Origin of the sequence: Pseudoclavibacter sp. CFCC 11306, from assembly GCF_008831235.1 — a bacterium.
Taxonomy (GTDB): Bacteria; Actinomycetota; Actinomycetes; order Actinomycetales; family Microbacteriaceae; genus Pseudoclavibacter_A.
Window position 1 is genome coordinate 360,859 of sequence record NZ_WBKF01000001.1, and the last position, 13,446, is coordinate 374,304.

Genomic DNA, 13,446 nt, shown 5'->3' on the forward strand with positions numbered 1-13,446 from the left:
TTGGGCGTTACCGCTGTCTGCATGGCTGTCTCAGCAATGATGCACACACGACCAGCCGCATCTTCTCCTCATGCGCACGTGAGGAATCCCCGAGTACAGCAGGAAACCTCCGCAGTCGCCTGCACGAGCGAAGCGTGACGCAGGCCTGCTCTCCGTCTGCTATCCGCGCGTTAACGAAAGAAGACCCGGAACCCCGCGTCTTCCGCGTGATTCCGGGCCTATCCGGTGGTGGGCGATAGCAGACTTGAACTGCTGACCTCTTCCGTGTCAGGGAAGCGCGCTACCAGACTGCGCCAATCGCCCGTACTCGAACCGTCGAGTGCGTATGCCGACTTGCGTCGACTCCGGCCGAAGCCGGTTGGAGGTGGAGACGGGAGTCGAACCCGCGTATACGGCTTTGCAGGCCGCTGCCTCGCCACTCGGCCACTCCACCATGCCAGACCACACAGGTTCTCAATGAAGCAGTACCTGTGAAGCGGCCCCTGTGAAGCGGAGCCTGTGGCAGGTCTTTCACAAGTGAAAGAACCCTCCGAGCGGATGACGAGATTCGAACTCGCGACCCCCACCATGGCAAGGTGGTGCTCTACCAACTGAGCCACATCCGCATGTCGATCAGCTTGAAGCTTCTCAACGTTGTCCCCGTGTTCCGGCGACTTGAATAATGTACCGTAACTCCGCGCGAATGCAAAATCGGGGTGAACCGATCCAGGTATCGCGGGCGTGTCGCACCGTCTGCTGCCTGACTTCAGGCCTTCGACCGGGGTGCAGCTGAGCCGAGAGCGGCGCTTGAGGCATCAGCCAGACGGCTGCGGTCCATGTGCCCTGGAATCAGATTTCGGTCGATCACCGCCGCCTGGCGCCACGTCACACATGGTTGTTCTTGGGACACACACGAAGAGGGTGCGGAGCCTGTGACGGCTGCCGCACCCTCTTCACGTGTGAAGCGCTGCTTTGTTCATTTCTGCCGCTCAGGAGCGGCTTTCAGCATGAACCCTCAGTTCTGCAGGGCGTATCCGGACTCGCCGTGCACACGCAGGTCGATGCCGGCCACTTCGTCTTCGTTCTTGACGCGGAAGCCGATGGTCTTGTCGATGACCTTGCCGATGATGAAGGCGACGATGAAGGAGTAGATCGCCACTGGTACCGAACCGACGATCTGAGCGCCGAGCTGTCCCCAGCCGTAGCCGTAGAAGAGTCCCGAGTCGTTGGCGAAGAAGCCCAGGTACACACAGCCGATGAGTCCGCCGACGAGGTGCACGCCGACCACGTCGAGCGAGTCGTCGTAGCCGAGCACCCATTTCGCGTTGACGGCGAGTGCGCAGACGCCGCCGACGATGAGGCCCAACAGGATGGCCGCACCAGGAGTGAGCTGATCGCACGCCGGGGTGATGCCGACCAGACCCGCCACAGCACCCGTTCCGGCACCGACCGCGGTCGCCTTGCCCGTCTTCAGCTTCTCGACGACGAGCCAGGCCAGAATCGCAGCTGCAGGCGTCACCATGGTGTTCAGGTAGATGAGACCGGCGGTCGCGTCATCTGTCGCTGCGCCTCCGTTGAAGCCGAACCAGCCGAACCACAGCACTGATGCACCGATCAGAACCAGCGGCACGTTGTGCGGCTTCGCGATGCCCTTGTCGAAGCCAATGCGGCGGCCGAGAACGATGGCGAGGGCCAGAGCCGCGGCACCGGAGTTGATGTGAACGACCGTGCCGCCGGCGAAGTCGAGCACGCCGTCTACGCCGAACCACTCAGGCACCACGGTGCCGATCCAGCCGCCGCCCCAGACCCAGGCCGCGACCGGAAAGTACGAGAGAGTCGCCCAGAGTGCTGCGAAGATCATCCACGAGCCGAACTTCGCGCGATCGGCGATGGCTCCCGAGATCAGTGCCACGGTGATGATGGCGAAGGTCGAACCGTAGACGGTCGAGACGAGATCCTCGCCGCTGACCCCGCTGAGCCCGAAGGCCGAGAACGGGTTGCCAGCGAACGACCACGGGCTCGCGTCTTCGGCGATGCTCGTCATGTTCGCCCCGTAGAGCACCCAGAGCAGCCCGATGAGTCCCATGGACCCGAAGCTGAGCATGAGCATGCTGACGACGGACTTTGCCCGTACAAGGCCGCCATAGAAGAAGGCGACGCCGGGCGTCATGAACAACACCAGCGCGGTCGACACCAGCAACCATATGGTGCCGGTCGTGACTGTCTCTGTCATGGTGAAACCTCTCTCGAACTGATCATGGGATCGCGACCGCGCATCATAATGCGACGACTATCACGAACTGAGTTCAGTCTCGGGTGCAGAGATTTCGCATGATATGCGCAAGGGTTACGGCGCTGTTACGCGTCGGAGGCCGCTGTTACGGTAGTGTTTCGAGAAGCGTCAGGCCTTGGCCACGTCGTAGGTCTCGTGAGCGAGTGTGGTGAGCGCGTCGAGACGCGAGACGCAGCGCAGATACTTCTTGCGGTATCCGCCGTCGATCATCTCCTGGCTGAACACCTCGGTCAGCGGCAGGCCTGCTGCCACGATCGGCTTCTGTGCGTCGTACAGACGGTCGATCAGCGCCACGAGACGCAGCGCGTCGTCCTGCCTCGTGAGGCGTCCGACTCCCGACCAGACGAACGTGTCGGCAGAGCGCGCAAGGGCGAAGTACTGCACTGGGTGCAGCGTCGAGATGTGATCGATGACGTCGGCGAAGGCGTCCTGCGACACGCGCAGGTCGTCCGACTGATGCTGTGCGACGAGCTGATCGATCTGTGCGGGCTCCCAGGGGATGGCCTCGCTGTTCACGTCGCGCCGTCGGTAGTCCTGACCGTCGATGCGCAGCGCCTGGAAGATCGAGGCGAGCGACTGTATCTCGCGCATGAAGTCGGAGGCGGCGAATCTGCCCTCGCCGAGGGCGTTCGGCGGCGTGTTCGATGTGGCCACGATCGAGGTGCCGGTCGCCGCGAGCTCCTTCAGCAGCCGGGTCATGATCATTGTGTCGCCGGGGTCGTCGAGTTCGAACTCGTCGATGCACAGCAGGGAGTAGCCGCGCAGCTTGGCGACGGCGTTCTCGAATCCGAGTGCGCCGACCAGCGATGTGTACTCCAAGAAGGTGCCATAGGCCTTGGGCTGCGGAGCGGTGTTCCACAGCGCTGCCAGCAGGTGGGACTTGCCGACGCCGAAGCCGCCGTCGAGATAGATGCCGCTGGCCTGCTTCGCCGCCTTTTTGCTTCTGCCGAAGAGGCTGCGGCGCTTCACTGCTCCCCAGCGGTCGGAGAACGTGCGCAGGGCCTCGACGGCCTCCAGCTGCGACGGGTAATCGGCACTGGGCTGGTAGCTCTCGAACGACGCGGTCTGGAAGAGCGGTGGCGGCACGAGGTTCGCGACGAGCTCGTCGGGATCGAGATTCGGGTGCACATCGACGATATGCGAGATCATGCGTTCCTCTCTGGCGGCGGCAGTGCACGCGTGTGTGGCGGTGGCCGAATCGTGGCGACCCGCGTCATATCCGAGTGAGCGTCGTGATGCGGATGCGCGTGCATGAGATCCAGCGCGGCACCCTGTTCGCGGCACCCTGTTCACTGTAGCGGGTTCGTGGGGCGGCTCGTGCAGACATGAGCGACGACGGTGCGCACTTGCCATCACATGACCTGCTGTTGCGGAACGCTGCCGCAGGCGAGTCGGGTGCAGTATCGTGATCGACATCACCGAGACTCGAACGAGTCGAGGCAACGAAGGAGAACATCATGACTGTCGCCGTCGACTCGTCAGATCCGAAGACCGCAGGCTACGCGCATCCTGAGCGCCTGGTCACCACCGAGTGGCTCGCCGAACATCTGGGCGAACCCGGACTCGTCGTCGTCGAGAGCGACGAAGACGTGCTGCTCTACGAGACCGGGCACATCCCCGGTGCGGTCAAGATCGACTGGCACACCGATCTCAACGACCCGGTCGTGCGCGACTATGTCGACGGCGCGGGCTTCTCGAAGCTGCTCAGTGAGAAGGGCATCGACCGCGATGACACGGTCGTGATCTACGGTGACAAGAACAACTGGTGGGCGGCCTACGCGCTCTGGGTGTTCACGCTCTTCGGTCACGAAGATGTGCGTCTGCTCAACGGCAGCCGATCGAAGTGGATCGCCGAGGGACGCGATCTGACTCGCGAGGTTCGCCCGCGCACCCCGACCGCCTATCCGGTGGTCCGACGGGAAGATGCGCCAATCCGTGCGTATCGTGACGACGTGCTTGCCGCGATCGGCGTCGAGCATCTGATCGACGTGCGCTCGACACCCGAATACCTCGGTGAGCGCACCACAGCTCCGGACTACCCCGAAGAAGGGGCGCTTCGGGCCGGCCATATTCCCACCGCGCAGAGTGTGCCATGGGCGAAGGCCGTCGACGATGACGGCACCTTCAAGACAGCCGACGAGCTGCGTGCAATCTACGAGACGGGTGGCGCCGGTCTGCGCGAGGGCGATGACGTGATCGTGTACTGCCGCATCGGCGAACGGTCGAGCCACACCTGGTTCGTGCTGAAGTATCTGCTCGGCTTCGAGAACGTGCGCAACTATGACGGCTCGTGGACTGAATGGGGCTCAGCGGTGCGCGTGCCGGTGGTGACCGGAGCAGAACCCGGCACCGCTCCCGTCAGCCGCTGAACCGTCTGCAGAGCAGAGAGTCGCTCATGGGCTGTGGCAGATCATCCGGCCCGGGGCACGACGCCCGCTGCAGCGTAGACTCGTCGTCCATGAGCACCTCCGACTCCCCCTCGTCACACCTGTTTGACGCACCCCATGAGCTCGATGCGCAGCACCTGCCGCCCAGGCTCATCGAGACGGCCGAGGATTTCAACGCCCTCGGTGAGCGAGACCGGCTGCAGCTGCTGCTGGAGTTCGCAGACGAGCTGCCCGAGCTGCCGGAACGCTACCGCGACGATCCCGATCTGCTTGAGCCCGTGCCCGAGTGCCAGTCTCCCGTCTTTCTGAAGGTCGACGTCGACGGCGACACGGTGCACCCACACGTCACGGCTCCGCGTGAGGCACCGACCACCCGCGGATTCGCCTCGATTCTGGTCCAGGGCCTCGACGGTGAGAGCGTGCAGCAGGTACTCGACGTACCCAGCGACTACCCGTTCGAACTCGGTCTCGCTCGAACGGTGTCACCGCTGCGTCTGCGCGGCATGACCGGAATCCTTGAGCGCATCAAGGCCCAAGTTCGGCGCCGGATCGCTGAGCGAGACGCCTGACGACGCTCAGCGGCGCCGGGCACGCGGCGTGCCAGCCGCGGTCGGGGCCAAACGCTCGGTCAGCCAGTCCGTCACGCTGCTCTCCCACAGTTCGCGATCGTGGTTCCACAGTTTGCAGTGTCGTGCCGTCTTGAACGGTACGAAGGTCACCAGATCTGGGCGTGCTGCGGCCAGCTCCCGTGACGGGCCGCTCGGCACGAACCCGTCGTCGTCGCTGTGCATGAGCAGCACCGGTTTGCGCAGCTCTCCCGCCCGTGCGACCCAGTTCAGCGCGTCGAGGTCGATGGGGCTCTGCAGCCCCGTCGCAGGCGTGGCCCAGCGTCGGCCCAAAAGGGTCAGCGCGAACTCGCGCACCGGGGCCGGCACGCTGGACGCATCCGCCTGATATGCCAGGGCGTCGCCCCAGTCGACGACCGGTGAGTCGAGGAGCACTCCCCCGATGCGTCGGGCGTGCCGCGTTCTGGCCAGAGTCTGGAGCACGATGGCTCCTCCCATCGACCAGCCGAAGAGAAAGACCTTCTTCGCACCGTGCGAGAGCGCGTAGTCGATCGCCGCCTCGACGTCCTCCCATTCAGTCTCGCCGAGGGCATAGCGGTTGTCTGCGCTGGGCGTCGCCTCGCCGTCGTTGCGATAGCTCACGATCAGCGACGTCAGGCCGAGCTGCTGCACCGCGCCGAGACCGCGGACGACCTCTGGTCGAGCCGAGGCACGCCCGTGCACATGGATGACCCATGTCTGTGATCGGTCGGCACCGGATTCGGCGGTCTCCGTCGGCGGCTCGCTCGCTTCGGCCGGATGTGCCGATGCAGCCTCGTCGACGTCGTCTGGCCGGTCGACGGCGTAGACCGGGCGGCCGCTGGGCTCATGCGAGACCAGCCAGGCGGGGTTCGGGCCGAGCGGGCCGTCGATGAGCACGTTCTGGGCGTCGAAACCCGCCGACTCCGGCGTCAGCCAGACCCATCCGTTGACACGTCCGCGACGCACGCGACCGTCGAGCACGCCGAAGTCGACGCGCAGCACGCGCCGCGTGATGCTGTCCCACGTCTGATCGACGATCTCGCCGATGACGGCATGCCCGCGACCTTCGTCGAACCAGAAGCTGTACTCGCCCGGCACGCCGGCCAGCCTGGAGTCCCGAGTCGACTTGAGGGTGATCAAGAGACCGTCCGCATCCGACCAGACCGCCTGGACGCTGACGTCTTCGGTGCGGCGCCTCGGCGGCATCACGACTTCGCGAGCGACATGGGCGCTCGCGGCGGCTCCGGCGGCCATCACGGCAGCTGCCGCACCGGTCACACCGGCCACCACACCCAGCAGCGAGAGTCCTCTGCCGGAGCGCTGCGGGGCCTCTGAACGGTTGTCTCTGTGCTCGGGCATGTGATCCTCTCCAGCGCGGCGAGTCTGACGCCAGTCTGCCTTCGGTCATTTTAGTCTGCTTGCGTGACCGAAGTTCGCAGAGACGATGAGATGAGCCCGGAGTTCGCAAACCTCCTGCGCGAGCTCTCGGCTGTGCGTCACCGCTCTGACATCGTGCTCGAACGCATCGACGCTCCGTCGCACATCGCACCCGAGGCCGTCGCCTTCGCCGTCGAGGTCGACGCCAAATCGACTTTCGTGCATTCGCGCGCCAGCGCACGCTTCGTACTGCTGCACAACCCAGAGCCGCCAGAGGGCTGGGGGTCGACACTGCGCGTGATCTCCTATCTCAAGGCGCCGCTCGAGGCCGATCTCGGTCTTGATCCGTTCGTTGCGGGCGTGGTCTGGTCCTGGCTCGAAGACGGACTCCATCAGCAGCATGCGCGCTATCACAGCATCTCGGGCACGGTCACCAAGACGATCAACTCCGGTTTCGGGGCACTGAGCACCGAGACCGACGGCACAGAGATCGAACTGCGAGCCTCATGGTCGGCTGAGGTCGGTCAGCCGGTGACTCCCCACCTGCTCGCCTGGATCGATCTGATCAGCGAAGCGGCGAGCCTGCCCCCGGTGCCGGGCGAGATCTCGGTGCTTCTGCCCACTCTCACTGACACGCACTCGTAGGCGAAAGGCTCATCCACACTGTGAACGTCGAAGACCAACCCTCACATCTCGTCGTGCAGCCGGCAGACGGCATTCCACCGGTTGTGGCGACGCCCAGAGGGCTTGAGGAGGCGATGCGCCGACTCGAAGGAGCTGACGGCCCGCTTGCTCTCGACACCGAACGCGCGAGCGGTTTCCGCTATCACGACAACGCCTATCTGGTGCAGATGCGTCGCGGCGACGAGCCAGCGGTGCTGCTCGACCCGGTCGCCTTCGACGGCGAGGCCATGGCCGAGCTGCAGAGCGTCATCGGGCGACAAGAGTGGGTGCTGCACGCGGCGACCCAAGACCTGCCCTCGCTGCATGCGCTCGGGCTCTCTCCCGCCGCGCTCTTCGACACCGAGCTGGGTGCGAGACTGCTGAATCTGCCGCATGTCGGACTCGGCGGTCTGCTTGACGATCTCTTCGGCATCCATCTGAAGAAGGAGCACTCGGCAGCCGACTGGTCACGACGCCCACTGCCTGAGGAATGGCTCGCCTACGCGGCTCTCGACGTCGAGTATCTCGTCGAGCTGCGAGACGAGGTCGAACGTCTTCTGACCGATCAGGGAAAGCTCGAGATCGCTCGGCAGGAATTCGCCGCCGAGATGGACTTCGAACCGCGGCAGAAGCCGGGCGAGCCTTGGCGTCGCACCAGCGGGATCACAGCTGCGCGCACGCCGCGGCAGCTGCGCATCGTGCGCGAGCTCTGGAACGAACGCGATGCGCTGGCTCGGCAGCGCGATCTCTCGCCGCACCGGCTCATCCCCGATCGCGCCATCATGGCCGCGGCGACCAACGCAGTGCGCAACGAGCACGAGCTGCTGGCTCTGCGCGAGTTCAACGGGCGCGGCGCCCATTCCGAGCTGAGACACTGGTGGGCGGCCGTGCAGCGCGCGCGAGCCAGCCAAGAGCCCATCAGCGTGCGCGTGCCGCACGAGGGCGTGCCACATCATCGCTCCTGGGGTCGGCAGCACCCGGAGGCCGATCAGCGTCTGCGCACAGCCAGGTCGGCGCTGATCGAGATCGCCGAGGCTCACGATCTGCCGGTCGAGAACCTGCTGCAGCCCCGAGTGCTTCGTGAACTCGCTTGGGAGACCTCGGAGCCGATCGACGCGGCCGAAGTCGCCACACGTCTTGCAGAGCTCGGTGCCCGGCCCTGGCAGACCGAGCTCACCGCGGCACCGATCGCAGAGGCTTTCCGCGAGGCCGCCTCAGCGTAGCCGCGACGTCGCCTCAGTCGGGCTCAGTGCCCGTCGGAGGCCGCACGGTGATCGGTGACGTCGAAGTCGGTGGCATCTGGAAAGCCGTCATGGCGGGCTCCGCGAGCGTTGGGCACACGCGTGCCGAGCACCATCTGGATGACCTGCTCGGTGATAGCCGCCGCGTCGAGCCCCGAGTCGTGCAGCAGCTGGTCGCGGGTCGCGTGCGGGAAGAATTCATCAGGCAGGCCGAACTCAGTGAGTCCCGTGTCGATGCCGGCATCACGCATGTCCTGACGGATGCGGGTGCCGATGCCTCCGGTGCGCAGGCCGTCTTCGATGGTGACGACCAGTCGGTGTCTGGCCGCCCGCGTGAGCACCGTGTGCGGCACCGGCACGACCCACCGAGGATCGATCACGGTCGTGCCGATGCCCTGTTCGTGCAGCCGACGCGCGACGTCGAGGGCGACGGGAGCCATCGCGCCGATCGAGACGATGAGCACATCGCGGCTCGTCGATCGAAAGAGCACGTCGACGCCGTCTGTCGAGCGGCTGAGAGCGGGCAGTGGTTCGTTCACAGTGCCCTTCGGATATCGCAGCACAGTCGGAGCGTCTGAGACGTCGAGGGCCTCTCCGAGCTCTTCGCGCAGCGTCGCGGCGTCGCGAGGCGCGGCGATGCGGATGCCGGGCACCAGCTGCAGCGTCGAGAGATCCCACTGCCCGTTGTGGCTGGCGCCGTCGGGGCCGGTCACGCCTGCCCGGTCGAGGACGAAGGTGACGCCGGCGCGGTGCAGAGCGACGTCCATGAGCACCTGATCGAAGGCGCGATTGAGGAAGGTCGCGTAGAGCGCGACGACCGGGTGCGCGCCGCCGAACGCCAGGCCGGCGGCTGAGGCCACCGCGTGCTCTTCGGCGATGCCCACGTCGATGACCCGATCGGGGAAGGCCTGCGACATCGCGTCGAGACCGACCGGCAGCCGCATCGCTGCGGTGATGCCCACGACCTCGGGACGTCGGCGTGCCTGCTCGAGCATCTCGTCCGAGAAGACGGCCGTCCAGGTGATCGACTTCACCGTCGAGATCGGCTGACCGGTGTCGGGATCGATGCGACCGACCGCATGGAACTGGTCGGCCTTGTCAGCGCGCGCAGGCTCGTAGCCGTGCCCCTTCTGTGTGACCGCATGCACGATCACCGGGTGGCCGAAGCGCTTCGCCTGACGCAGGGCGACCTCCATCGCCTCGATGTCGTGGCCGTCGACCGGGCCGATGTACTTGATGTCCAGGTTCGAGAAGAGGGCGTAGTCCTCGCCGCTCTGCGCCCGCAACAGGCCGTATAGACCGCCGCGCACGCTGTTGAAGAGAAAACGGCCGGGGCGTCCGAGGCGATAGAAGAACCGACGGCTGGCCTTGTAGGCGCGGTCGTAGCCGCCATGTGTGCGGAGCTCGTTCATGTAGCGAGCCATGCCGCCGATCGTCGGAGCATACGAACGTCCGTTGTCGTTGACCACGATCACCAGATGGCGGTCGTTCTGATCTGAGATGTTGTTGATGGCCTCCCAGACCATGCCGCCGGTCAGAGCGCCGTCGCCGATCACTGCCACAACGGTGCGATCCGTCTCGCCGCGCAGCGTGAGCGCGCGTGAGATGCCGTCAGCCCAAGACAGAGAAGACGAAGCGTGCGAACTCTCCACGATGTCGTGCGGGCTCTCGGAGCGCTGCGGGTAGCCTGCGAGACCGCCCCGCTGGCGAAGATGCGCGAAGTCGTGGCGACCGGTGAGGAGTTTGTGCACATACGACTGGTGCCCGGTGTCGAAGACGATGGGATCATGCGGCGAATCGAAGACCCGGTGGAGCGCGATGGTGATCTCGACGACGCCGAGGTTCGGCCCGAGATGGCCTCCGGTGCGTGCGACGGAAGTGATCAGAAACGCACGGATCTCGTCGGCGAGATCGCGCAGCTGTGCGGCCGACAGCCGGTCGAGGTCGCTTGGTCCGTGGATGCCCGAGAGCAGACCGGCGGAGGCGTCCGGCCCCGCCTCGTGAGCCGGGGTCGAGGATGATCGTCCGATGTCGCTGTGCTCTGCCATGCCGATGGTGACCTCTCAGTGCTTTGACTCATGCTACGTGCTGCGACTGTGCGAAAGGGCTCGCGCCACTCGGTTGGAGTGGCGCGAGCCCTTTCGTCGGAATCTCCGCAGACCTCTGTGTCACCTCGACGGTGACGTTCAGGGCTTCGGTGGCAGTTCAGGCTACGCAGCGAGCTGACGCAGCACGTACTGCAGGATGCCTCCGTTGCGGTAGTAGTTCGCCTCTCCAGGGGTGTCGATGCGAACGACTGCTTCGAATGTCACAGGTTCTTTGCCCGCAGCAGAGAACTCGCTGGGAGCCGCTGTCACCGTGACCGTCGCCGGCGTCTCACCGTCGTTGAGGCGTTCGATGCCCGAGAAAGAGAAGATCTCAGTGCCGTCGATGCCGAGTGACTCGTACGACTCCCCTGCCGGGAACTGCAGCGGGATGACGCCCATGCCGATCAGGTTCGAACGGTGGATGCGTTCGAAGCTCTCGGCGATGACCGCCTTGACGCCCAGCAGGCGCGTGCCCTTCGCAGCCCAGTCTCGGCTGGAGCCCGTGCCGTACTCCTTGCCTGCGAGCACGACCAGCGGGGTCTGGGCCTTCTGATAGTTCTCTGCGGCATCGTAGATGAACGACTGCGGGCCGCCCTCCTGCGTGAAGTCGCGCGTGTACCCACCCTCGACTCCGTCGAGCAGCAGGTTCTTGAGACGGATGTTCGCGAACGTGCCGCGGATCATCACCTCGTGGTTGCCTCGACGCGAGCCCAGCGAGTTGAAGCTGCGGCGGTCGACGCCCTTGCTCAGCAGGTACTTGCCGGCCGGGGTGTCTGCCTTGATCGAACCTGCGGGCGAGATGTGGTCGGTGGTGACCGAGTCACCGAGCTTCGCCAGCACACGAGCACCCGTGATGTCCGCGACCGGCTCCGGGTCTTTCGACATGCCGTCGAAGTACGGGGGGTTGCGCACATAGGTCGAGTCGTCGTCCCACTCGAAGAGCTTTCCTTCGGGAGTGGGCAGACCGCGCCACTTCTCGTCGCCCTCGAAGACCGAAGCGTACTTCGATGTGAACATGTCGCGGTCGATCGACGAATCGATCGTCTGCTGCACCTCTTCGGCCGTCGGCCAGATGTCTTTGAGGTACACATCGTTGCCGTCGGTGTCCTGGCCGAGCGGCTGTGTCTCGAAGTCGAAGTCCATCGTACCGGCCAGTGCGTAGGCGATCACCAGCGGCGGGCTGGCGAGGTAGTTCATCTTGACGTCGGGGCTGATGCGGCCCTCGAAGTTGCGGTTGCCTGAGAGCACGGCGGTCACAGCCAGATCGTTCTCGTTGATCGCCTCGCTGATCGGTTCGGGCAGCGGGCCGGTGTTGCCGATGCAGACCGTGCAGCCATAGCCGGTGGTGTAGAAGCCGACGCCCTCGAGGTACGGGGTGAGACCCGACTTGTCGTAGTAGTCGGTGACGACCTTCGAGCCGGGGGCCAGAGAGGTCTTGACCCAGGGCTTCTGCTTGAGGCCCTTCTCCACCGCCTTCTTGGCAACCAGGCCTGCGGCGATCATGACCGAGGGGTTCGACGTGTTCGTGCACGAAGTGATGGCGGCGACCGCGACGGCGCCGTTCTTCAGATCGAAGTTCTGACCTGCGTACTCGACCGGAGCCTCGCTCGTCTCACCGGCGTAGGTCGGCAGCGTCTTCTCGAACGACTGCTTCGACTCGCTCAGCTTGATACGGTCCTGAGGGCGCTTCGGGCCGGCGATCGAGGGCACGACGGTCGACAGGTCGAGCTCCATGTACTCCGAGAAGTGCGGCTCGTGCTTCGGATCATGCCAGAGGCCCTGCTCTTTGGCGTAGGCCTCGACGAGGGCGACGCGCTCATCGCTGCGACCGGTCAGGCGCAGATAGTCGAGCGTCACGTCGTCGATCGGGAAGATCGCCGCAGTCGAGCCGAACTCGGGGCTCATGTTGCCGATGGTAGCGCGGTTCGCGAGCGGCACACTGGCCACTCCCTCGCCGTAGAACTCGACGAACTTGCCGACCACACCGTGTTCGCGGAGCATCTCGGTGATGGTGAGAACGACGTCGGTTGCCGTCACTCCGGCGGGGATCTCGCCGCTCAGCTTGAAGCCCACCACGCGCGGAATGAGCATGGAGACCGGCTGCCCCAGCATGGCCGCCTCGGCTTCGATGCCGCCGACGCCCCAGCCCAGCACGCCGATGCCGTTCACCATGGTGGTGTGCGAGTCGGTGCCGACGCAGGTGTCAGGGTAGGCCTGAACAGTGCCGTCTTCGAGATGCTTGTCGAACACCACGCGGGCGAGGTACTCGATGTTCACCTGGTGGATGATGCCGGTGCCCGGGGGAACCACCTTGAAGTTGTCGAATGCCTGCTGCCCCCAACGCAGGAACTGATAGCGTTCGCCGTTGCGCTCGTACTCGATCTCGACGTTGCGCTGCACGGCGTCTGACTGACCGAAGACGTCGACGATGACGGAGTGGTCGATCACGAGCTCGGCGGGAGCAAGCGGGTTGATTTTGGTGGGGTCGCCGCCCAGGTTCTTCATGGCCTCACGCATCGTCGTCAGATCGACGATGCAGGGAACGCCGGTGAAGTCTTGCATGACCACGCGAGCCGGGGTGAACTGGATCTCGGTGTCAGGCTGAGCATTGGGATCCCAGCTGCCGAGCGCCTTGATGTGTTCGGCAGTGATGTTGGCACCGTCTTCGGTGCGCAGCAGGTTTTCGAGCAACACCTTCAGGCTGTACGGCAGCACCTCATGGCCGGGGACTTTGTCCAACCGGTAAATCTCGTAGTCCTGGCCGCCGACGGTCAGTGTGTCGCGAGCACCGAAACTGTTTACGGACATGCTGCCCCTCTCATCATTGAAATT

The 13,446-nt window shown here is 65.1% G+C and carries 9 protein-coding genes and 3 tRNA genes; 4 read left to right on the forward strand and 8 right to left on the reverse strand.

All coding sequences use genetic code 11. From position 1 onward, the window contains the following. Window positions 1-226: 226 nt before the first annotated feature. From F8O09_RS01590 to zapE, 5 genes are all read right to left on the reverse strand, one after another. Window positions 227-303 (reverse strand) — tRNA-Val (locus tag F8O09_RS01590). 56 nt (window positions 304-359) lie between these two features. Further along, window positions 360-433: transfer RNA gene (locus tag F8O09_RS01595), tRNA-Cys, on the reverse strand. 99 nt (window positions 434-532) lie between these two features. Beyond that, a tRNA-Gly gene (locus F8O09_RS01600) sits at window positions 533-605 on the reverse strand. A 389-nt stretch (window positions 606-994) separates the two neighbouring features. Continuing rightward, a complete protein-coding gene (locus F8O09_RS01605; protein ID WP_158031468.1) occupies window positions 995-2,212 on the reverse strand; it encodes an ammonium transporter in 1,218 nt (405 codons plus the stop codon). Between the two features lie 168 nt (window positions 2,213-2,380). Continuing rightward, on the reverse strand, window positions 2,381-3,421 hold the full coding sequence (gene zapE, locus F8O09_RS01610; protein WP_158053706.1) for a cell division protein ZapE: 1,041 nt from the start codon (window positions 3,419-3,421) through the stop codon (window positions 2,381-2,383). Between the two features lie 308 nt (window positions 3,422-3,729). Here zapE and F8O09_RS01615 point away from each other — a divergent pair, with 308 nt between their 5' ends. Together F8O09_RS01615 and F8O09_RS01620 are read left to right on the forward strand one after the other, a co-directional pair. Then, window positions 3,730-4,641 carry a sulfurtransferase gene (locus tag F8O09_RS01615; protein ID WP_158053707.1) on the forward strand — a complete coding sequence of 304 codons (912 nt, stop codon included), beginning with the start codon at window positions 3,730-3,732 and terminating at the stop codon, window positions 4,639-4,641. A gap of 89 nt (window positions 4,642-4,730) precedes the next feature. Further along, window positions 4,731-5,228, forward strand: a complete 498-nt coding sequence (locus F8O09_RS01620) for a SufE family protein (protein ID WP_158053708.1) — start codon at window positions 4,731-4,733, stop codon at window positions 5,226-5,228. A 6-nt stretch (window positions 5,229-5,234) separates the two neighbouring features. Here F8O09_RS01620 and F8O09_RS01625 read toward each other — a convergent pair whose 3' ends face one another. Beyond that, a complete protein-coding gene (locus tag F8O09_RS01625) occupies window positions 5,235-6,605 on the reverse strand; it encodes an alpha/beta hydrolase family protein (RefSeq protein ID WP_158031464.1) in 1,371 nt (456 codons plus the stop codon). Window positions 6,606-6,668: 63 nt separating this feature from the next. On the opposite strand from F8O09_RS01625, the gene F8O09_RS01630 reads away from it, so the two are divergent. Both F8O09_RS01630 and F8O09_RS01635 read left to right on the forward strand, forming a co-directional pair. Then, window positions 6,669-7,268 (forward strand): DUF3000 family protein, encoded by a 600-nt coding sequence (locus F8O09_RS01630; RefSeq protein WP_158031463.1) that lies wholly within the window; start codon window positions 6,669-6,671, stop codon window positions 7,266-7,268. Between the two features lie 20 nt (window positions 7,269-7,288). Further along, window positions 7,289-8,509: an HRDC domain-containing protein gene (locus tag F8O09_RS01635; protein ID WP_225732804.1), complete on the forward strand. Its 1,221-nt coding sequence runs from the start codon at window positions 7,289-7,291 to the stop codon at window positions 8,507-8,509. Between the two features lie 23 nt (window positions 8,510-8,532). Here the strand turns inward: F8O09_RS01635 and dxs are convergent, their stop codons facing one another. After that, window positions 8,533-10,575, reverse strand: a complete 2,043-nt coding sequence (dxs, locus tag F8O09_RS01640; protein WP_158053709.1) for a 1-deoxy-D-xylulose-5-phosphate synthase — start codon at window positions 10,573-10,575, stop codon at window positions 8,533-8,535. 162 nt (window positions 10,576-10,737) lie between these two features. Further along, on the reverse strand, window positions 10,738-13,422 hold the full coding sequence (gene acnA, locus F8O09_RS01645) for an aconitate hydratase AcnA (protein WP_158042948.1): 2,685 nt from the start codon (window positions 13,420-13,422) through the stop codon (window positions 10,738-10,740). Window positions 13,423-13,446 lie beyond the last annotated feature (24 nt).